The sequence below is a fragment of the Nocardioides sp. L-11A genome (assembly GCA_029961745.1).
Taxonomy (GTDB): Bacteria; Actinomycetota; Actinomycetes; order Propionibacteriales; family Nocardioidaceae; genus Nocardioides.
The window spans coordinates 1,802,774-1,823,073 of the sequence record CP124680.1 but is presented as its reverse complement, the minus strand read 5'-3'; the positions used below and the strand labels follow the sequence as shown (position 1 = coordinate 1,823,073).

The window sequence follows — 20,300 nt, the reverse complement described above, 5'->3', positions numbered from 1 at the left end:
GTCAGACCCTACGACCGACGGCCCGAAGGGGGCGAACCGTCAGTGCCGGCGGGAGACGCGCGACGCGGTCAGCTCGGTGCGGCTGCGCTCAAACGGCCTTCTTCTTCAGCTTGCGACGCTCACGCTCCGACATGCCGCCCCAGATACCGAAGCGCTCGTCATTGCCCAGCGCGGCCTCGAGACATTCCTGACGCACCTCGCAGGTCTGGCAGACCTTCTTGGCCTCACGCGTCGATCCCCCCTTCTCAGGGAAGAACGCCTCGGGGTCGGTCTGCGCGCACAACGCACGCTCCTGCCACCCCAGCTCGTCGGAATCTGCCTCGACCAGGAACAGTTCCCTCACGATTTCGCCCCTTACGACTCGACCCGATGCCCCGAACGACATCTCTGGAATTACATACGTGTCATACCCAAACAGTCAAGGTCGAATCTGCTATAGGCAGCCCCGTGCACGCCGCCCGTTCCGGGCACGGCACAGTAGACCCCCGTGGAATCGACACCTGACGCGACAGCCGCTGGACCCATCGGCAGACCGCTCCGCCGGTTGACCGTCCTTTCGGGCGGCATGGGCGGAGCCCGGTTCCTGCAGGGCCTGCTCCACGGCATCGCCACCGGAACCCTACCCGGTGTGGCCCCGGACGCCCACGTGACGGTGATCGCGAACAACGCCGACGACTGGTGGATCCACGGCCTCAAGGTCTGCCCCGACCTCGACACCGTGATGTACACCCTCGGCGACGGGATCGACCCCGAACGCGGCTGGGGCCGCCGCGCGGAGACCTGGAGCGCGAAGGAGGAGCTGGCGGCGTACGGCGTCGAGCCGACGTGGTTCGGCCTCGGCGACCGCGACATCGCCACCCATCTGGTGCGGACCCAGATGCTCGACGCCGGCTATCCGCTGTCGCAGGTGACCCAGGCGCTGTGCCGGCGCTGGCTCGCCCCGTCGTACGGCGACGCACTCACGCTGGTGCCGATGACCGACGACCGGGTCGAGACCCATGTCGCGGTCGCCGACCCCGACTCCCCCAGCGGCCGCCGGGTCGTCCACTTCCAGGAGTACTGGGTGCGCCTGCGCGCCGAGGTGCCCGCCGAGCAGGTCGTCTTCGTCGGGCTGGACGAGACCAGCCCCGCCCCCGGGGTCGTCGAGGCGATCACCGAGGCCGACCTGGTCGTGCTGCCGCCGTCCAACCCGGTCGTCTCGGTCGGCACCATCCTCGGCGTCCCCGGCATCCGCGAGGCCGTGCGCGCCACCGACGCGCGGGTCGTCGGCCTCTCCCCGATCGTCGGCGACACCCACGTGCGCGGCATGGCCGAGCAGATGCTGACCTCCATCGGGGTCGAGGTCAGCGCGGCCGGGGTGGGGCTCAACTACGGCGCCCGATCCGCGGGCGGCGTCCTCGACGGCTGGCTGATCGACGAGCGCGACGCCGCCCAGGTGGCGCGACTCGAAGCCGCCGGCATCATCGCCGCCGCCGTCCCGCTGATGATGACCGACCCCGACGCGACCGCCGCGATGGCGGCCGCCGCGGTCGAGCTGGTGGGCCGATGAGCGCCCGCCCGGACCAGCTCCGCGTCATCGCCCCTGCCGGCGTCCCCGAGATCCGGCCGGGCGACGACCTCGCCGCGGCGCTGCTCGGCGCCCTCGGGCCCGACGAGCTGGCCGACGGCGACGTCCTCGTCGTCACCAGCAAGGTCGTCAGCAAGGCCGAGGGGCGGATCGAGGACGGCGACCGCGAGGCCTGGATCGACGCCGAGACCGAGCGCCTCGTCGCCCGCCGCGGTCCGACCCGGATCGTGCGCAACCGGCTCGGTCTGACCATGGCCGCCGCCGGGGTCGACGCGTCCAACGTCGAGCAGGGCTCGGTCGTCCTGCTGCCGCTGGACCCGGACGCGTCCGCCCGCGCCCTGCGCGCCGCCGTCGCCGAGCGCCGCGGCGTCAACGTGGGGGTCGTCGTCACCGACACCGCCGGCCGGTCCTGGCGCGAGGGCCAGACCGACATCGCCATCGGCGCCGCGGGCCTGACCGTCCTGGAGTCCTTCACCGGCCGGGTCGACGCCCACGGCAACGAGCTCGCGGTCACCGCGCCCGCCGTCGCCGACGAGATCGCCTCGGCCGTCGAGCTCGCCCAGGGCAAGCTCGGCGCCCGGCCCTGCGCCGTCCTGCGCGGTCGCGCGGACCTCGTCCTCGCGCCGGGCGACGACGGACCGGGGGCGCGTGCCCTGATCCGGGCCGACGGCGCCGACCTCTTCGGGTACGGCGCCCGGGAGGCCGTCGTCCAGGCCGTCGCCGCCCGCCCGGAGGCACGTGCCCCCTTCGGCAGCCCCGTCGACGCGGCCGAGCTCGTCGCCGCACTCGGCCGCGCGGGGATCTCGGCACAGGCGGTCACCGCGCTCGACGTACGCACCACGCGGGAGCGGCGCGCGGCAGCCGACATCGTCGCCTTCGCCCACGGCTGGGAGAGCGTCGGGACGAGCGATCTCGACACCGACCTGCGGTTTCGACCGGTGACTCCGTAGACTTCCCGCGTTCGCCGCACGGGGCGCGCTCACGCCTGCCCCCTCACGACCAAGACGAGGTACCCGCAGTGGCCAAGTCCAGCAAGTCCGAGAAGTCGGAGCGCCGCCAAGTCATCGATGACATCCGGCGGAAGCAGAAGCGCGCCGACAAGCGCCAGGGCATGGCCATCGTGGGCGTGTGCATCGTGGTCGCCCTGGTGATCGTCGGTGCCGCGCTCTACCCGAAGGTCCGCGACATGGTCAACGACCAGAAGTGGAAGGGCAAGAGCGTCGGCGAGATCGGTGCCGCCGCCAGCGTCTGCGGCGAGATCACCGAGAAGGAGGCGACCGGCAGCGGCGAGCACGTCCCCGAGGGACAGCAGGTCGACTACTCCGACGGTCCCGTCGCGTTCGGCGCGCACTGGAACGTCGCCGGCATCGCCCCGGCCCCCATCGGCGACCGCTTCTACACCGAGGGCTCGCGCCCCGAGCTCGAGCAGCTGGTCCACAACCTCGAGCACGGCTACACGATCCTGTGGTACGACACCACCGTCGCCGACGACTCCGACCAGATCGCCGCGATGCGCGCCATCGCCAAGATCATGGACGCCAACGACACCAACCAGCGGCTGAAGTTCAAGGTCGCGCCCTGGACCAAGGCCGACGTCAAGGAGACCGGCAAGGCCTTCCCCAAGGGCGAGCCGATCGCCTTCACCCACTGGCGGGTCGACCGCGACACCGAGAAGCAGTACGGCGCCTGGCAGTACTGCTCCGAGGTCAGCGGCGCGGCGCTCAAGTCCTTCATGGACAAGTACCCCTTCACCGACGCCCCGGAGCCCTACGCCTACTGACGCCGACCCGGCGCGTCTGAACGCCTGAGAAGCACCGACCCGGCGCATCTGAACGCCTGAGAAGCACCGACCCGGCGCGTTTGAACGCGCCGGGTCGGCACACACCAGCCTCAGACGAGATCGTGACGGCCCTGGTCCTTGAGGGCGGCGACGACCTTCTTGACCTCCTGTGCCCGGGCACGGGTGGTGACGAGCAGGGCGTCGGGGGTGTCCACGACGACGATGTCGTCGAGGCCGATGACGGCGACCGTCCGTCCCGAGCCGGGGACGACGATGCCGCTGGCGCCGATCAGCTGGGTGAGCTCGGCGTCGCCGAGGACGCTGCAGGCGTCGTCGTCGCCGAGCAGCGTGGCGAGGGAGTCGAAGTCGCCGATGTCGTCCCAGCCGAAGCCGCCCGGGATGGTGACGACCCGGCCGGCGGCCGCGGCGGGCTCGGCGACGGCGTGGTCGATCGCGATCCGCGGCAGGGTCTCCCACAGCTCGGGCAGCCGCTCCGGCTCGGCCGCGATGGCGCGCAGCGTGGTGGCGAAACCGGGGTCCTGCTCCGCGAGCAGGTCGAGCAGGACGGACGGGCGCACGACGAACATGCCGGCGTTCCAGCGGTACTGACCGGTCGCGAGGTACTCCTCGGCGACCGACACCGACGGCTTCTCCACGAACTCGGCAACCTTGCGCGCCCGGGGGTGTCCGGGCAGCTCCTCGCCCTGGCGGATGTAGCCGAAGGCGGAGGAGGCGAAGGTCGGCTCGATGCCGATCGTCACGAGCCAGCCGTCCCGCGCTGCGGCCACGGCGTCGGCGACCGCCGCCGCGAAGCCGGCGGACTCGGTGATCACGTGGTCGGCGGCGAAGGAGCCCATCACCTCGGCGCCGCGCCGTTCGAGCAGGGCCGCGGCGAGGCCGATCGCGGCCATCGAGTCGCGGGCCGAGGGCTCGGCCACCACGGCGTCCTCGGCGAGCATGGCGAGCTGGTCGCGGACCGCCGTACGGTGCGCCTCACCGGTCACCACCAGCAGCCGGTCCCCCGCCAGCGGGGCGAGCCGGGTCCGGGTCTGCTCGAGCAGCGACTCCCCCGCGCCGGTGAGGTCGTGCAGGAACTTCGGCGAGCGGGATCGCGACAGTGGCCAGAGCCGCGTCCCGGCACCGCCGGCGGGGACCACGGCCCAGAAGCCGGGAATCTCGTCAACCATGCGCCGCACCCTACGGCGTCGTCCTCGACGCCCCGCCCTAGGCTCGGGTCGTGACGACGCCGACCACCTTCCCTGCCGTCCTGGCGGCCCGCCTGCGCACCGACCCGGGGCAGCCGCTGGTGACCTTCTACGACCATGCGAGCGGCGAACGGGTCGAGCTGTCGGTGACGACGTGGGCGAACTGGGTGGCGAAGGCGAGCTCCCTGCTGGCCGACGAGCTCGGCCTCGAACGCGGCGACCGGATCGCCGTCGACCTGCCGCCGCATTGGCTCGGCACGGTGTTCCTCGCCGCGGCCTGGAACTGCGGACTGACCATCGCCGCGAGCGACGACGCCGATCTCGCGGCCGTCGTGTGCGGCCCGGACGGTCTCGACGCCTGGGCCGAGCGGAGCGGAGACCTGGCGGTACTGGCATCCGCGCTGCTGCCGCTCGGCGTACGGTTCGCAGATCCGGTGCCGGCCGGCGTCACCGACCTCGGCGTCGACATCTGGTCCCAACCCGACGCCTTCCAGGCGTGGGACCCGCCGCAGCCCGACGATCTCGCGATCGAGGTGCCCGGCCGGACCCTCACGCAGGCGGAGCTGTGGAGCGAGGCGGCCGCGACCGGTCTGGTCGGCAGCGGCCGCCTGCTCGCGGTCGCCGACCCCGTCGCGGAGCCGGCGATCCTCTGCGAACCGCTCGTCTCGGGCGGTTCACTCGTCCTGGTCGCCCGGGCCGAACCGGAGCGACTCGAGGCGACCTACGTCGCCGAGCACGCCACGGCCCGCTTCCCCGCCTGAGCGACCAGGACGGATCGGTGACGCGGGGCTAGCCCGCGAGGTCGAACTTCTTGCGCTTCTTGAGCAGGGTCGGCGCACCGAGCTTCTTGGCCTTCGCCTTCGGCACCAGGTACACCGCGCGGGTCGCCTTGTTGCGTACGACGAGCACATTGGTCCCGCCGGTCGCCATCGGGCCCAGGCCGATCACCCAGTCGTAGCCGCTGGTGGTGGACTTCATCGCCTTGCCGGGCGCCCAGCCCCCCGGGAGGATCCGGCTGTAGAGCGTCAGCGCGGAGCCGTTGCGGACCAGCGCGTCGGGCGCGCCGTCCTTGTTCCAGCGGCCGATGGGGACCAGCTTCTTGCCCGCCACCTGACCCGTCGCGGGGATGCTCGCCTGGAACCCGGTCAGCTGCTGCCCCGGGTACACCCGCATCACGTCGCCCTTGGGCTGGCCCATCAGGTCCGGCAGGCCGTCGCCGGTGACATCGCCCACCGCGGCGAGCATCTTCACGCCGCGGAAGCTGCCGGGCAGGACCTGCGCGGGCTGGAAGTTGCCGCCGCCCATGCCCCGGAACAGCACCGGAGCCTTGTCGCTCTTGCGGATCGCGATGATGTCGTTGAACCCGTCGCCGTCCCAGTCGCCGACGCGCAGCAGCTGCTTGGCCCAGGGGGCCTCGACGTTCGTCTTGACCGTCGCGGCGATCCGCCAGGTGCCGTCGATCTTGTCGATGTCGTGGAGGACCAGCCGGCCGGTCTTCTCGTTGCGTACGACGATGTCGGGGTTCGGGGAGCCGATATAGCTTCCGTTCAGCTGACCGAGCAGCGCGCCCTGCTGCACCTGGCTCGCGATGGCCCGGATCGCCGGGATCTGTGCGTACAGGTACTTGCCCGGGCAGGCGGTCTTGCCGGCGTCCCGGTGTCCGCTGATCGCGGCGAAGTACTTCGAGCCGACCCGCTGGCTCGGCGAGGACGGGTCCACCCCGCTCAGCGAGAGCTTCCAGGCGAACAGCGCGCCGTAGGCGTTGATCAGCTCCGGTGTCGGCTGCGCGGTCTCGAAGTTGCCGATGGCCGACATCGCGAAGGAGTAGTCGTTGTATCCGAGGGTGTGGGCGCCCACGACCGGCCGGTCGACGCCACCAGCGCGCCCCTCCCAGATCCGGCCGAACCGGTCGACCAGGAAGTTGTAGCCGATGTCGGCCCAGCCACGGGTCTTGACGTGGTACTTCCAGATGCCGCGGAGGATCGCCGGCACGTCCTCCGGCCGGTAGTCGTTGGCGTTCACCGTGTGGTGGACGAAGCCGGCGCTGATGGAGCCGTACTTGGGCTTGTAGCTCGCGTCCTCCGGGGCGCCCCACTGGGCCCGCGAGTAGATCTGGGGCTGCGGCGGACCGGTCGTGGCCGCCTGCATCGCGATCGCACCCTCGGCGCCCTCGCTGCCGTCGGCCGCCTCCGTCACCTCGGCGGCACTGCGGGTCGTGGCCCCGGAGTCGGTCGTCTGGATCGCGGGCTGCTCCTCGGCCGTGGCGGCCGGCGTACCGGGGTCGATGACGGCGACCTTCAGGTCCTCCGGGGCGGCGTCGGTCGTCTCGACCTGCACCTGGACCTCGTCGACGTCGCCGACCAGGACCGCCTCGGTGCCGGGGCGCGAGTGCTGTCCCTCGGCGCTGTCCACGTCCGGGCCGTGCTCGTCGTGGTACTCCGCCGCGGTCCAGTCGCTCCATGCGTCGCCGGTGCGCGTGCGCACGTTGACGGTGATGGCGTCCTCGGCGAGCTCGGTGCCGTGCGCCCAGGTCACGCCGACGGTGCCGTACCCGGCGACCGGGAGGGCGTCGCTGGTGACCTCGTCACCGCCGTCGGCGAGCGGCGTCACGCTGCCGCGCAGCGCGACCCGGCCGCTCACGGCCTTCGGCGACGCGGTGAGCGGGTACTCCGTCACCGTGGGGTCGACGACGTCGGTCGGCACCGTCACCGGCGTGGTGGCCGCCTGCAGGGCGACCGTGCCCGGTACGGCGGCACCCGGCTCGGCGGGGCGGACCTCCATCGTGACGGTGCGAGCCGCGGGGGTGAGCACGGCGACGACGACGGCCAGCGCCAGCGCCTGCTGACACACCGTCACGAACCGGCTGCGGCGCGTGCGATCGGGGATCTCCGTGGGGTACGGCGACATGGCTCTGCTCCAGACGTGTGTGCGGGGAAGGTGTCACACGAGTAGCAACTTTCACATGCGTCACACGCGCCTGGGAAGGGATCGTGAGTAACTACAAACGTGTAATTTCCACTCGACACGCCGGTGGCATGCAAATTTGTAGATCGGCCTCGGAGCGCGATAACCGACCCGTCGCGTTCAAACGCGACGGGTCGGCGGGTTCAGAGCGTTCAGATGCGACGGGTCGGCGGGTTCAGAGCGTTCAGATGCGCCGGGTCGGCGTCAGGGGGTGGTGGGGGGCGTGGCCGGCGCCGGCAGGCTCAGCGTCACGCTCTGCGTCGCGGCGGCCACCGAGACGTCCTGCTCGGTGACCGTGCGACCGTCGCTGGTGGTGGCCGTGATGTGCCAGGCACCCGCGGGGAGGTCGAGGTCGACCGACCCCGTGGTGGCCACCCCGGTGGCGTAGGCCGCCGGCACGGCGGCGGTCTGTCCGGTGCCGGGCGCGACCGTGACCGTGCCCGCGACGGCCGTCGACGTCCCGACCAGCCGGGTGCGGACCGTGAGCGTGCCGGTGTCCTCGGCCAGCGTCAGGTTGACCGACTTCGCGGCGTCGCCGGCGGCGACGGTCACGCCCTGGCTGACCGACGGCCAGAAGGTCGAGGGCTGTGCGGAGGCGGTGACCGTGTGGGTGCCGGGCGGCAGATAGACCACCAGTCCCCCGGTGCTGCCGACCACGACCTCGTCGTCGGTCAGGGTGAGACCGGAGATCGCGATGGTCGCCGAGGTCGGTGCGGTGTGACCGGCGATGGGCGTGCCGGCCACGTTGATGGTCACCGGCGTCTCGACCACCGTGACCGACGTGGCGATCTCGCCCCCGTTGTTGCGGACCACGACGTGGCCCTGGCACTCGTTGGCCAGGGAGTCCTTGCTGGGCAGGTTCACCTGCCCGAAGTGACCGCCGGGCAGGTTCACCTCGATGTTCCAGCAGCCGTACGGCACCTGGGCGAAGGAGACCGAGCTCCCGCTGACCGTCTGGGGACCCAACGGCGCCACCCCGGCCTCGGTCGAGCGCAGGAGCACCGTCGCGCCGGTCAGCGTGGTGCCGCTGGGGGACGTCGCGAGGTCGATCCGCGCGGCCCGCAGGGTGCGGACCATCGTCACCTGGAGGGTCGGGAGGGCCCCCACGGTGTGGTCGAAGGAGTAGGGGCCACCGACCGAGTCCTCGTACTTCCGCTTCTGGAACCGGACCTGGTAGCTGCCGTTGGGCACGGTCCTGAGCAGGAACGTGCCGTTGCCAGCGCTCGTCGTCTGCAGTGGCTGGCCGTCGGTTCCGTTCGCGACCCCGGACGCGCAGGTGCCGCCGGTGCAGCCGTGCAGGGTCACCGTGACCCCGGACAGGCCGCTCTGGGCGTCCACCGACGTCACCGTGCCGCTCAGGCTGTTGGCGGCGCGACTCACGGCCATGGAGAAGGTCTGCCCGCTGACGCCGGTCTTGATCTCGACCTGGGCCGTGGAGACGACGACGCCGCTGCCGGAGACCTGGAGGGTGTAGTTGCCGGGGATGGCGTCGGCGAACAGGTACCGGCCGGCGGTCCCGGAGACGGCGTCCGCGGTGGCGACGGTGGTCGTCCCCCGCAGCAGCTGGACACTGGCCCCGGTCAGCGGGGTCTGGTTCTGGTCCTTCACGTCGACCGTGAAGTCGACCGGGATGACGTGGAGGCGCACGGTGGTGGTCGCGTCAGCGCCGTCGACGACGCGGACCACCGTGCCCGCGAGCGCTGCGGCCGGGGCACTGGACGGCTTGACCGTCCGCCAGCCGGGCTGTTGCGCGGTCAGCAGCCAGACACCGTCGGCGATGCCCTCGACCTGGTTGGTGCCGGACAGGGTGAACCGGCCGTCCGGGCCGGTCGTCGCCGGGAAGCGGACCGAGCCGAGGGCGGTGCAGTAGTCCGCCTGCTCGGCGGGGCCGGACGGGAGCCAGGCGGTGCAGCGGGTCGCCGTGACAGCCGCGGCCGCCAGGTTGCGTACGTCGACGTCCGGGTCGGTCACGGGAGCGGCGGCCAGGACGCCCTGGACCGTCCCGTCGATCCGGGCCATCGGGTCGAGGGTCGCGTCGCAGGTGGTCTGCGCGCCGGGGACGACGGAGATCTGTGCCGAGGTCGTCGGATCCGTCCCGACCGTGCAGCTCAGGGTCCCGGACCCGAAGGCGTAGCCCGCCGCCTGCACCCGCACGGTGTAGTCCGTCGGACCGGGCCGCAGGCCGGTGAAGGTCACCACGTTGCCGTCGGTGGGCGAGGCCTGGGTGCTCACCGGCTGCGTGCCCCGCAGCAGGGTGACGATCACGTTGTCGACCGGGACCGGGCTCCCGGCGTCGTCGAGCCCGAGCGCCTCGACCCGCAGGCTGCCGAGCTGGCGCAGGACCGGACCGTCGGGAGCGCACGGGGCCGCCACCTGGCAGGTGAAGGTCACCGGGTCGCTGACGTACTCGCCCTTGCTCGCGGTCAGCGTGTAGGTGCCGGGACGGATCGAGCCGGCCGCGTACCGGGAGTCCTGCCACTGCAGGTCGCCGTCGGCGTCGGCGGTCACGGTCACGGTCCCGACCGGTGTCGTCGTGGAGGTCACCGCGAAGGTGACGTCCGGGTACGACGGCGCCGTCCCCTCGGTCGTGATGCGGGAGTTGAACGAGACCGGGGAGGGGGCGAGGTTCAGCGTCATCACCGACTGCATCTTCTTGTCGGTGACCACCAGCTCGTCGTACCCGGGCTTGGTGACCCGGATCCGCTGGGCGTAGTCCGAGGCGAAGTCGACCACGGTCTGCGCGGACCCGCCGTAGGTCGCGTCGCACGCACCCTGCGCGACGATCGCCGTCGCGGAGTCGCGGAAGGCGACGCACCCGTCACCGGTGTCGCTGGTCGCGGTCGCGGTGATGAGCTCCGGCGTGCTGCCGTCGTAGCTGCCGGGCGCGGTCACCTCGACGAGGGCGCCGCCGACCTGCTGGTTGCCGTCCGAGACGACCTGCGCGGTGAACAGGCCGGGACTGCGGCCCAGGGTGAGGTAGACGACCGCGACCTGGTTGTCGAGGACGTAGACGTCGCCGGTGTCGGTCCGTCGCCCCGCGGCGGAGGCGGTGAGCCGGTAGCCGCCCGGCGAGAGCGACGTGAAGTGGACCCGCCCGTCGGCGCCGTACGTCCCGCTGGTGGCCGCGCCGGCGCCTCCGCCGGTCAGGATCGGCGCGATGGTGACGGCGGCGCCGTCGAAGGGCTGGATCGCGCCGGTGCTGTCGAGCGCCTGCGGGATCACCTGGATCTCGGCCAGCCGGATGAACTCGAGGTTCTGGATGGTGGTCGAGCCGGGCGCGAGGTTGACGCGTACGCCGGTCAACGGGGCGTAGGTGCCGTCGGTCATCCGGGCGGTCATCACCCACGGCCCCGCGCGGGGCACCTCGAGCTCGTAGGGATCGAGGTCCTCGACCCACTCGCAGACCGTCGTGGCCTCGTCCAGGATCCCCCGGGGCTCTCCGGGCGCCAGGCAGCTGCCGTCGGCGATCGCCGCCGCACAGGTCGCGGTCGGCTGGGGGTCCCCGTCGGGGCTCGCCCAGATGCAGGTGCGGTTGTCGTCCGCGGGCACGCCGCTGGCCACCCGCAGGGTCCCGGAGATGACGGGCAGCTTGGTCAGCTCGGCCGTGGGGGCGATCGCGGTGGTGCCCAGCGGCAGCTGGACCCGGACGATCGCGCTCTCGTAGCCGGGCGCGGAGACCAGCACCGAGTAGAGGCCCGGCTCGAGGCCCGGCCCGCCCGGGGCGGGGAGGATGTACTCCTCGTCGCCCGCGAAGGGCACGGTGATCTCGTCACCGTTCTGGTCGGTGGTGGTGGCATGGCACGGGTCGGCGGCCGTGCAGTCGATCGGGTCGCCGCTGTAGAGATCGACGGCCGCGCCGCGGATGGTGGACGTCGCCGGCAGCACGCCGCCGCCGAGCCGCTCGATCTCGGGGTTGACGGTGACCGCCTCGCCGGCGCCCACCTGGACGGTGAGGATGTCGGTCTCGAACTCGAAGTACTGGGTGGACAGCTGATAGGTGCCGGGCTCGACGCCGTTGAAACGGAAGGCACCGGCCTGCTGGCCGGGCGCGGCGTTGTCGGCCGTCGTGGTGGTCTTGTAGGTGTTCTCGCTGTTGCTCAGCGTCATCCCGGCGCCCACGACCCGTGCGCCGCCGGGGCTCTCGCTGACGACGCCCGCGACCACGCCGCTGCTGGCCACCAACTCGGCATCGAGCTTGGCGCGGGACTGGCCGCGCTTCAGGTCGACCCGGCTGGTCTGGTCCTGGTAGCCATCGGCGGAGAAGGTGACGATATAGGAGCCAGGTGCGGGGAGGTCGGGCAGCTGGTAGCGGCCGGCCAGCTCCTTGGTGGTCACCGTGGTGGCGATCCGCTGCTCGCCCTTCTCGTCGGTCGCGGTCACGGTGACCCCGCCGATCCCGCCGAAGTCGCCGCCGGGCTCGAGGCCCTCGACCGTGCCCGTGAGGGCGGCCACGCCGGGCACGAGGCGGACGTCGGCGGTGGCCGTGCCGCCCGCGTCCAGCTCCACCAGCCGCGACTCGGTGCCCAGACCGAAGCTGGTGATCTGCACGAGATAGCTGCCCGGGGTGTGCAGGCCGGACACCGACCAGCTGCCGACCTTCTTGCGGGAGGCGCTGCTCGTGGTCAGGGTGCTGGTGCCGTCGCTGATGGTGACCGTCGCGGCGCCGACCGGGCCGCCGGGTCCGCGGACCATCCCGGACAGACTGCCGTCGCCGGGCTGGAGGTCGACCTCCATCGGCTTGGTCGGGTCGGCGGTGGCCGCGTCGACGACGAAGCTCTGCGGGTCGTAGCCGGGCTTGCTGAAGGTCACCAGGTAGTAGCCCGGCGCCGTCACGTCGGGGAAGGACCAGGTGCCGTCCGCCGTCGTCGTGGCGGTCCGGGTGCGGGGCACCTCGCCGGGCACCCGCAGGAGCATGGCGGACTGCGGGGTCTTGCCGGAGGAGGCCGGCCGCGCGACGTCGGACGACGCGCCGACCGCGTCCTCGTCGACCAGCGAGGTCGGCGCCAGGGTGACCGTCACCCCCGACGGGTCCTCGGCGCTGACGGTGCCGTTGAGCTGCAGACCCTTGGGCGTCGCGGGCGACTCCGCCCGGATCACCTTGACCCGGCCCTTGCCGCCCCCGTCGCCGCCCCCGTCGCCCGCCACGTCGCCGCCGTCCTGGCCGGAGTCGTCCGCGCCCTGCTCCCCGTCGCCCGCGGAGCCGGCCACGACGGTGTCCTCCCGGTCGGAGCCGAAGCGGTCGGCCAGCGGCGGGATGAAGACGACCGCCGCGGTGATCCAGACACCGACGACCGCCAGCAGCGCGGCGGCCCGCAGCCAGCCGGTGCCGAGGATGGCCCGCTGCTGGGCGATGCCCCGGGCCCGGCGGACCACCTCGGCCGTGGTGGCCGTGACCGTCCACGAGTGCTGACTGGTGCCGCCGAAGGGCCGGGGCCGGGTCACGACGAGCCGGCCCGGGACCTGCACCTCCGCGCCCGCCGCGATGGTGACGCGCTGCCGCTTGAGGCGCACCTCGAGCCCGGGCGTGGCGCTGCCCTGCAGCTCCGTGGTGGTGTCCACGCCGCTGCCGTTGCGCAGGACGACGCTGAGGCGCTGCCGGCGGATCAGCGACGACCGCTCGGGGGTGACCTCCAGCTGGAACTGGGCACGGGGGTTGACGACGAGGGTCGCCTCCCCGATCGCCGTCGGCTCGGGTGCCGGACGGTTCGTCCCCGGGACCAGGGCCTGCACGGTCACGGCGACCGGATAGCGGGCCGGCAGGGTCCCGGCCGTCGGCGTGAGCCGGACCTCGACCTCCTCCGAGCTGCCCGGCGCCACCACCCCGGTGCGGATCGGCCCGGGCAGCCAGGACGGGTCCACGCCCACGGTCATCAGCGTGTAGCTGCGCGGCTCGGCCGCGGTGTTGGTCACCACCGCCGTGAGCACGGCCGGCGTGCCGGCAGCGGTACGGACCAGACCCGGGACCCGGATCCCCGGCGGCGACGCGGGCTCGATCGGTGGCATGCTCATGGCGTCACACTCACGTTCCTGGTGGCCTGCTGGCTGGCGGCGACGGTCGCGTTGCCCGAGCCGATCGGCGCGGCGCCCTGGGTCCGGCGTACCTGGACGACGTAGACCTCGGGGGCGTCGACGTCCGGGAACACATAGCTGCCGTCGGCGGCGGTACGGGTGGTGCGGTAGACGGCACCGGGGTAGCTGCCGGCGCGATAGAGCTCGACGAGATAGCCGCCGCCGACCGGGAGACCGGAGTCGGACACGGTGACCACGCCTCGCACCGACGCCGCCTTGGCGAGCTCGGGGCTGTAGTCGCGGGTGTCCCCCGCGGCCAGCTGGAGGATCGTCGACGTCGGGCGCACGCCGGCACGGCTGACACTGACGGTGTAGGTGCCGGGGGGCAGGCCCTCGACCCGGTAGCGGCCGCGCTGGTCGGCCGGGACGGACGCCGTGGTGACCCGGTACGTCGAGGAGCCGGAGCTCAGCTCGACCGTCACCTCACCGACCGGCCGCACGACGTCGTCGTTGCCCGGCTGGGTGACCCGGCCCTCCAGCACCGTCGTGGACGACTTCATCACCGTCTCGATGCCGTTGGACGTCACCGTGGCGCCGATCGAGGAGGGCGTGATGGTGCCGACCTGGTCGAGGGTGACCGAGACGGTCTGAGCAGCCAGGTCGGAGCGCGAGAAGGTCACGGTGTAGGTGCCGGGCAGGTCGAGGCCGGACACCTTCCAGTTGCCGACCTTGCCCGAGCTCTGCGTCGCGGTCTCCACACTCCGTACGCCGTCGGTGACGCTCACCGTGACCCCGGCGGCCGGTCCACCGCCGCTGAGCAGGGCCCGGCCGCTCAGGCTGCCGGACGACGCGCCGAGGCTGAGCGCGACACCGGTCAGCTCCTGGCCGTCGGCGAGGGTGAGGCTCAGCGTCTGGGACGCGTAGCCCTCCTTGCTGGCGACCAGCGTGTAGACGCCGGGGGTCGGGAGCCGACGCAGCGTGAAGCTGCCGACGTCCCCGCTGCTCAGCGAGACGGTCGACGAGGACGACTCCCCCGACGTCGCGGTGATCGTGACACCGTCGATGCGCTTGCCGTTGGAGGTGACGCTGCCGCTGATGATCCCGTTGCCGCGGACCAGGTTGATCTCCACGCCCTCACGCGCCTCGCCGGCGGCGACGTCGACCCGCTGGGTCGAGGTGGCGTAGCCCTTCTTGGTCACCACCAGGTCGTAGATGCTGGGCGACGGCACGTTGGCGAAGGTGAAGGTGCCGTCCGCGGCGACCGGGACGGTGTCGACGATCGCCCCGCCGGTGCCGGGCGGCGCACCCGTGGCCGGGGCGCCCGGCGCGCCGGGCGTGACGCTGGTCGTCGTGTCGGGGGTGCGCAGCGAGACCGTCGCATCCGCGACGTCCTCGCCCAGCACGGTGCCGCCGATCGTCGCCGGGGTGCCGCCGAGCGCCACGTCGAGGCCGGCGATGCGGTGGTCGGCCTCGACGGTGATCGTCTCGGCGTTCTCGACGCCGAGCGACTGCGGGTACCACAGCGGCTCGAACCCGGCGCCGCGGAACACCAGCTTGTAGTCGCCGGCGGCCAGGCCGTCGATGCGGTAGCCGCCCTCGGCGTCGGACGCGTCGGACGCGAGCGGCGTGACGAGGTCCTCCGCGCTGTAGACGTTGACGGCGACGCCGGAGACGGGGAGCCCGGTCGTGAGCAGCCGCACGGTGCCGGCGACGCCGGAGTTGCCGCTCGACGTACCGGAGCCGTCGGCGGCGGCGATCTCGAGAGCCAGGTTGCGGTCGGCCGCCGACTGGCCCACCAGGCGGGACAGCGCGATCGTGAGCACGAGCGCGAAGACGGTCAGCGCGGCGAGCAGGCCGAGCAGGCCGATCGGGCCGCGCGACAGCACCGCCGTCTGCACCATCGAGGCCGTGGTCGCGGGCCGCTGCTCGGGATCGGGCGGCTTCGGCGCGTCCTGGTTGCGGCCGGTGGCCGGGGGCGGGCTGCCCTCGACCAGGTGGACGTCCAGGACCCGCACGACCGGCTGCCCGATCAGGGGACGCCGGCCGCGCGCGCGTACGTCGACGACGGCGTGCTCGCCCGGCGCCAGGTCGACCACCGGCGGGTCGAACCGGTAGTGCATCTTGTTCTCGGCGTCGAGCCCCGCGAGCCAGCCGCGCGCCGGCGTGTTGCCGTTGTTGTCGATCAGCAGGCTGAACCGGCCGGTGCGGCCGGCCGTCAGCGTGACCGGGTCGATCCGGACCTGGGTGCTCGGCGCCTCCGGGACGAGCAGCACGAACTCCTCGACCGTGCTGCGCTCGGGCGGGGTCAGCTCCCGCACCTGGACGGCCATCCGGCGCTCGCCGGCCGCCAGCCCGGCCGGCACGGTCACCGTCGCGACCAGGGTCCGCGTCTCGTCGGGGAACAGAGAGATCCGGTCCTCCTCGAGCTCGACCCACGAAGGGTCTGCTCCGAGCAGCCGGAGGGAGTAGCCGCCGATGACGGTGCCCGGGTTGGTGATCGTGATCGCGAGCGACTGCGGGATCCCGGCCGTGACCTCGATCCGCGCCGGACTGACGGAGACCCTCATGTCAGCCCGCCTCCTCGAGCACGAGGTCCAGCTCGGCGTCCTTGCCGGCGCGGATCCGCACCAGCCCGGTCTGCTGGGTCCAGCCCGGCATCGTGGCGGTGACGCTGTACCAACCGGGCTTGAGCCCGGCGAACAGGAAGCCGCCGTTCGGCAGCGCGCCGCCACGGCCGCTGGAGGTCGTGCGGAAGGTCTCGGTGCCGCTGCTCACCGTCACCGTGACGCCGTCGAGCAGCCCCCCGCCCGAGCGGGTGACCTTCCCACGCAGGTCGCCGAGCTGGGTGGTGAGCTGGAGGTCCACGGTGGCGGCCGGGCCGTCCGCGGAGAGGCTGAACGGCCGGGTCTCGGGCGCATACCCCGGGGCGGTCACGGTCAGCGTGTAGTCGCCCGGCGCCGGCAGGTCGCTGAACGCGAAGCCGCCCACCTTGCCCGTGGTCAGCGTGGTCGTGGACGGCGACTTCCCGTCCGTGGTCACGGCGCCGCCGACGACGACGGTCACGCCGCCGATCCCTCCCGCGGCCCCGCGGACCACGCCGCTCACGCTCCCGGTGCCGGCGGTCAGCGACTGGTCGAAGCCGGTGCGGCTCTCGCCCGGGTCGAGCGCGACGGTCTCGGTCCGGCTGCCGTGCCCCTCGGCGGTGAAGGTGAGGACGTAGGTGCCCGGCGTCGGCAGGTTCTGGAGCGCATAGGTGCCGACGCTGCCCACGGTCGGCGTCATCACCGAGACCGCCTCGCCGTCGACGGTCGTGGTCACCGTGACGCCGCCGAGCGGCCCGGCGCCGCCCCGCACGATCCCGGAGATCTGACCGCCGCCGGCGCTCAGCAGCACCGTCGGCTGGATCCGGTTCTCCCCACCCGCGAGCTTCTGGGTCACCGTCGTGGGGCGATAGCCCTCCGCGACGAAGCTGAGCTCGTAGGTGCCGGGCGCCTGCAGCCCGGTCAGCACATAGCCGCCCGCGCCGTCGGTCGTCGTGGTCGCGGCCGGCGGGGCGTCGGCGGCGCTGCTGAGCAGGCGGGCCGACACAGTGGTGGCGACCGGGACCAGCGAGTCGCCCGGGTCGACCTTCCCCGAGATCGAGCCGACCTGACCGCCGATGACCACGTCGATGCCGTCGACCGTGCCCTGGGCCTCGGCGAGGATCTCCTGCGCGTCGGCCCGTCCGCCGCCCCCGCCGGGTGCGGACTGCCCGCCACCGCGGACCTCGCCGCCGCCCGGACCGCCGTACCAGACCGTGTCGTAGCCCGTGGCGGAGAACTTGAGGCGGTACGACGTCGGGAAGAGCCCGGCCAGGGTGTAGCTGCCGTCGCTCTGGGTCGCGCCCGAGCTGACCTTCACCAGCCGGCCGTCCCGGCCGGAGCGGTAGGCCTCCACCAGGATCCGGCCGACCGGGCTGTCGTCGCTCCGCGCGGTGACCGTGCCGCCGATCTGGCCGCCGACCCCCGGCGGCAGCAGGCCGTTCTTCGGCAGTGCGTCGGCGGGGCCGCCTCCGGCCCCGCCCGCACCGTCCGTGCCGCCGGTGCCGCCGGTGGATGCGGCGAAGAAGGAGGCCGGCGCGGTCTTGGTCAGCGGGTCGCCCGCGAAGACGTTGATCAGGCCGAAGAGGAAGATCGCGGCCCACAGCGCCACCACCGACGCCAGGATCAGGAAGGTCAGCAGGCCGCGACTGATCAGCGGCCGCTGGCGCAGCTGCACGGTCGTGCTGTGGGTCAGGGCGGGGTCGCCCTCGACCGCGGGGTCCGCGGTAGGTGCGGGCACGGCCCCGGGGTCCGTGCCGCTCGGGACGCCCGGGCCGGCAGCGCCGCCGGTGACGGCCGGCGTACCGACGATCTCGATGCCGGCGGTCCGGTCGACCTCTGCCCCCGTGATCATCCGCGGCCCGCGGACCACCGCCATCACCGACGTGGTGGTGCCCGCCTCCAGGCGCAGCGATCCGGGGGTGATCCGCAGCGTGGTGCCGGCGTCCCCGGGAGTGCTGGAGAGGGCCACGTCGAGCGGCACGTTGCCGTGGTTGGTCAGTGCGAGCACGAAGCGTCCGGAGCGGCGCGCCCGGACCATCCGCGGCTCCCGGACCACGCCGAGCATCGGTCGCGCGGCCACGTCGAGATCGACGTCGGCATGCTGCACCGCGCCCGTGGTGTGGGACACCACCTCGACGGTCAACGGATGGCGCCCCGCCGGCTGCGCCTCCGGCAGGCGCACGGTGAGCTCGAACTCCCCCTCCGCCTCCGGGAAGAGTGGCAGCATGGCCGGCGCCGCGTGCACCTCGGCGCCGTCCGCGCCGATCAGCCGGGCCGACAGTCCGTCGATGATCGTGCCGGTGTTGACGACCTTCACCTGGATCCGTGAGACGGATCCAGGGTCCGCGGCGAGCTCGCGCTGCGGGGTCGACAGCTGCATCGGCTTCCACCTGATTTCAGGCACGCTTGAGAGCCGGCGAGAGATTCCGCCGGTGAGCGTGCGTTGGGGGCGCCTCGCATCCTAGGAACGACGGCGCGATCCTGCAGGAGAATCGGAAAACGTCCCGGATCTGCGCGACCGCCTGCGGATCGTCGCGCGGCGGCACTAGATTGGCGGTCCATGCCGGCCGCGGCCGGCACCTGAGGTCGGACGACCTCGCCCCCGGTCGAAGCAGAGGCCTCCCCCCATCGTGTTCATCAGCAACGTCGACGCCGCGCTCGAGCAGCTCGTGCGCGACCGGCTCTCCCTCACCGAGGAGGTCGGTGAGGTCTCCTTCGCCACCCCGGACAGGGAATGGGCGGCCAAGCAGACCCGGATCACCGTCAACCTGTTCCTGTACGACGTGCAGCGCAGCGCCGACCCGTCGCGGTCGGCGACCCGCCCCGAGGACGGCCAGACCCGGCGCTTCCGCCGCCCGCAGCCGATGATCCAGCTCAGCTACCTGATCAGCACCTGGGCGGGCGGTCCCCGCGACGAGCACCAGCTGCTGAGCGACCTGGTCAGCGTGCTGGCCGGCACCGAGATCCTCCCGGAGGCGATCACCCCGCCCGGGCTGTCCTCGACCGTGCGGGTCTCGCTCGGCGACGACCGGCACGCGGCGCGTGAGATCTGGCAGGCGCTGGGCGGCACGCTGCGGCCCGCCGTCCAGCTCCGGGCCACCGTCGCGGCCGACACGTTCTCCTGGGAGGACCAGGCGCCGGCCGTCGAGCGGATCGCCGCCATGGCCGATCGGATCCGGCGATGACACCGAGGCCCGCCGTGCCCGCCGTACTCGCGGCGACGGCGCTGCTGCTCGCGGGCTGCGGGTGGTTCGGCGACGACGACACCGAGGGCACCTCGGTCTTCGACGTCGAGCCGGGGATGTGCTTCCGCTCGCTGGAGCAGGTCAAGGCCCAGGTCGGCGACCTCGACCAGGTCCCCTGCTCCGAGGCCCACACCCTCGAGGCCTACGCCGTGGTGCCCTACGACAAGGAGGGCAGCACCTTCCCCGGAGAGGACGAGCTGACCGCCTTCGCGGACGGGCACTGCGCCCAGGAGTTCCGCGAGTACGTCGGCGTGGACTACCTCGACTCGGACCTGTTCTTCACCTACCTGCTGCCCTCGCCCCGCAGCTGGGAGGAGGACGACCGCGACGTGCTCTGCGTGGTCACCACCGCGGGCGAGCCGCTCACCGCCTCGGTCGAGGGCAGTGAGCGCTGAGCCACCACCGACCCACCCGAACCCCGCCGATCGGAGGCCGCCATGCCCATCCCCGTCGTGAACGGCGCGCAGATGATGTGCAGCTTCGGGATCTCCCCCGCGCCGCTGACGGTGCCACCGACGAAGCGGACCATGATCGGCAAGCAGCCGGTGGCGGTCATCGCCGACATCGTGCCGCTCGCGAACATCGGCTCGTTCGGCATGTGCAATTCGCTGGCCAACCCCCAGGTCGCGGCAGCGACCTCGGCCGCCCTCGGCGTGCTCACCCCGATGCCGTGCGTGCCCGCGCCGGCCGGGACCTGGGTGGGCGCCGCGCCGTCACCGGTGGTCGGCTCGCTGCCGATCGTGCAGAACAACTGCTCGCTGAACTGCGCCTGGGGCGGGGTGATCCAGGTGATCTCGCCCGGTCAGTTCACCACCCAGACCGGCTGAGCCCGGCCGGCGTACCGGGGCCGGGGACGCCGGGCCCGCCGACCCCGGGAGTCCGAGATCACTGACTCCCGAGCGTATCTCGGGAGCAGTTTCGTCGTTTTGCACTCTTCGCGCCTCGAGA

At 72.8% G+C, this 20,300-nt stretch carries 13 protein-coding genes; 7 read left to right on the top strand and 6 right to left on the bottom strand.

Annotated elements, in window-relative coordinates:
- Positions 1–88: 88 nt before the first annotated feature.
- Positions 89–343, bottom strand: coding sequence for a WhiB family transcriptional regulator (locus tag QJ852_08510; GenBank protein ID WGX98480.1), 255 nt, complete (start codon positions 341–343; stop codon positions 89–91).
- A gap of 144 nt (positions 344–487) precedes the next feature.
- On the opposite strand from QJ852_08510, the gene cofD reads away from it, so the two are divergent.
- The 3 genes from cofD to QJ852_08495 all read left to right on the top strand — a co-directional run bounded on the left by cofD (position 488) and on the right by QJ852_08495 (position 3,347).
- The gene (gene cofD / locus QJ852_08505) at positions 488–1,549 is read left to right on the top strand and encodes a 2-phospho-L-lactate transferase (protein ID WGX98479.1); all 1,062 of its coding nucleotides are present in this window, start codon (positions 488–490) and stop codon (positions 1,547–1,549) included.
- Positions 1,546–2,517, top strand: coding sequence for a coenzyme F420-0:L-glutamate ligase (gene cofE / locus QJ852_08500; GenBank protein ID WGX98478.1), 972 nt, complete (start codon positions 1,546–1,548; stop codon positions 2,515–2,517). Before cofD ends, cofE begins: the two co-directional genes overlap by 4 nt.
- Positions 2,518–2,585: 68 nt before the next feature.
- Positions 2,586–3,347 carry a DUF3105 domain-containing protein gene (locus QJ852_08495; GenBank protein ID WGX98477.1) on the top strand — a complete coding sequence of 254 codons (762 nt, stop codon included), beginning with the start codon at positions 2,586–2,588 and terminating at the stop codon, positions 3,345–3,347.
- A 110-nt stretch (positions 3,348–3,457) separates the two neighbouring features.
- Here QJ852_08495 and QJ852_08490 read toward each other — a convergent pair whose 3' ends face one another.
- Complete coding sequence (locus QJ852_08490) at positions 3,458–4,534, bottom strand: sugar phosphate nucleotidyltransferase (GenBank protein ID WGX98476.1); 1,077 nt, start codon at positions 4,532–4,534, stop codon at positions 3,458–3,460.
- 50 nt (positions 4,535–4,584) lie between these two features.
- On the opposite strand from QJ852_08490, the gene QJ852_08485 reads away from it, so the two are divergent.
- On the top strand, positions 4,585–5,313 hold the full coding sequence (locus tag QJ852_08485) for a TIGR03089 family protein (protein WGX98475.1): 729 nt from the start codon (positions 4,585–4,587) through the stop codon (positions 5,311–5,313).
- 28 nt (positions 5,314–5,341) lie between these two features.
- On the opposite strand, the gene QJ852_08480 is transcribed toward QJ852_08485, so the two are convergent.
- The 4 genes from QJ852_08480 to QJ852_08465 all read right to left on the bottom strand — a co-directional run bounded on the left by QJ852_08480 (position 5,342) and on the right by QJ852_08465 (position 18,487).
- Positions 5,342–7,459 (bottom strand): N-acetylmuramoyl-L-alanine amidase, encoded by a 2,118-nt coding sequence (locus QJ852_08480; GenBank protein WGX98474.1) that lies wholly within the window; start codon positions 7,457–7,459, stop codon positions 5,342–5,344.
- Between the two features lie 261 nt (positions 7,460–7,720).
- On the bottom strand, positions 7,721–13,525 hold the full coding sequence (locus QJ852_08475; protein ID WGX98473.1) for a carboxypeptidase regulatory-like domain-containing protein: 5,805 nt from the start codon (positions 13,523–13,525) through the stop codon (positions 7,721–7,723).
- Positions 13,522–16,092, bottom strand: coding sequence for a carboxypeptidase regulatory-like domain-containing protein (locus QJ852_08470; GenBank protein WGX98472.1), 2,571 nt, complete (start codon positions 16,090–16,092; stop codon positions 13,522–13,524). Before QJ852_08470 ends, QJ852_08475 begins: the two co-directional genes overlap by 4 nt.
- Position 16,093: 1 nt before the next feature.
- The gene (locus QJ852_08465) at positions 16,094–18,487 is read right to left on the bottom strand and encodes a carboxypeptidase-like regulatory domain-containing protein (protein WGX98471.1); all 2,394 of its coding nucleotides are present in this window, start codon (positions 18,485–18,487) and stop codon (positions 16,094–16,096) included.
- Positions 18,488–18,737: 250 nt separating this feature from the next.
- Between QJ852_08465 and QJ852_08460 the strand changes: the two genes are divergently transcribed.
- Genes QJ852_08460 through QJ852_08450 form a run of 3 tightly spaced genes read left to right on the top strand, consistent with a single transcriptional unit; the run spans position 18,738 to position 20,179 of the window.
- The gene (locus tag QJ852_08460; protein ID WGX98470.1) at positions 18,738–19,292 is read left to right on the top strand and encodes a DUF4255 domain-containing protein; all 555 of its coding nucleotides are present in this window, start codon (positions 18,738–18,740) and stop codon (positions 19,290–19,292) included.
- Complete coding sequence (locus QJ852_08455) at positions 19,289–19,747, top strand: septum formation family protein (protein ID WGX98469.1); 459 nt, start codon at positions 19,289–19,291, stop codon at positions 19,745–19,747. Before QJ852_08460 ends, QJ852_08455 begins: the two co-directional genes overlap by 4 nt.
- 42 nt (positions 19,748–19,789) lie before the next feature.
- Positions 19,790–20,179, top strand: a complete 390-nt coding sequence (locus QJ852_08450) for a DUF4280 domain-containing protein (protein ID WGX98468.1) — start codon at positions 19,790–19,792, stop codon at positions 20,177–20,179.
- The last annotated feature ends 121 nt before the right edge of the window (positions 20,180–20,300 follow it).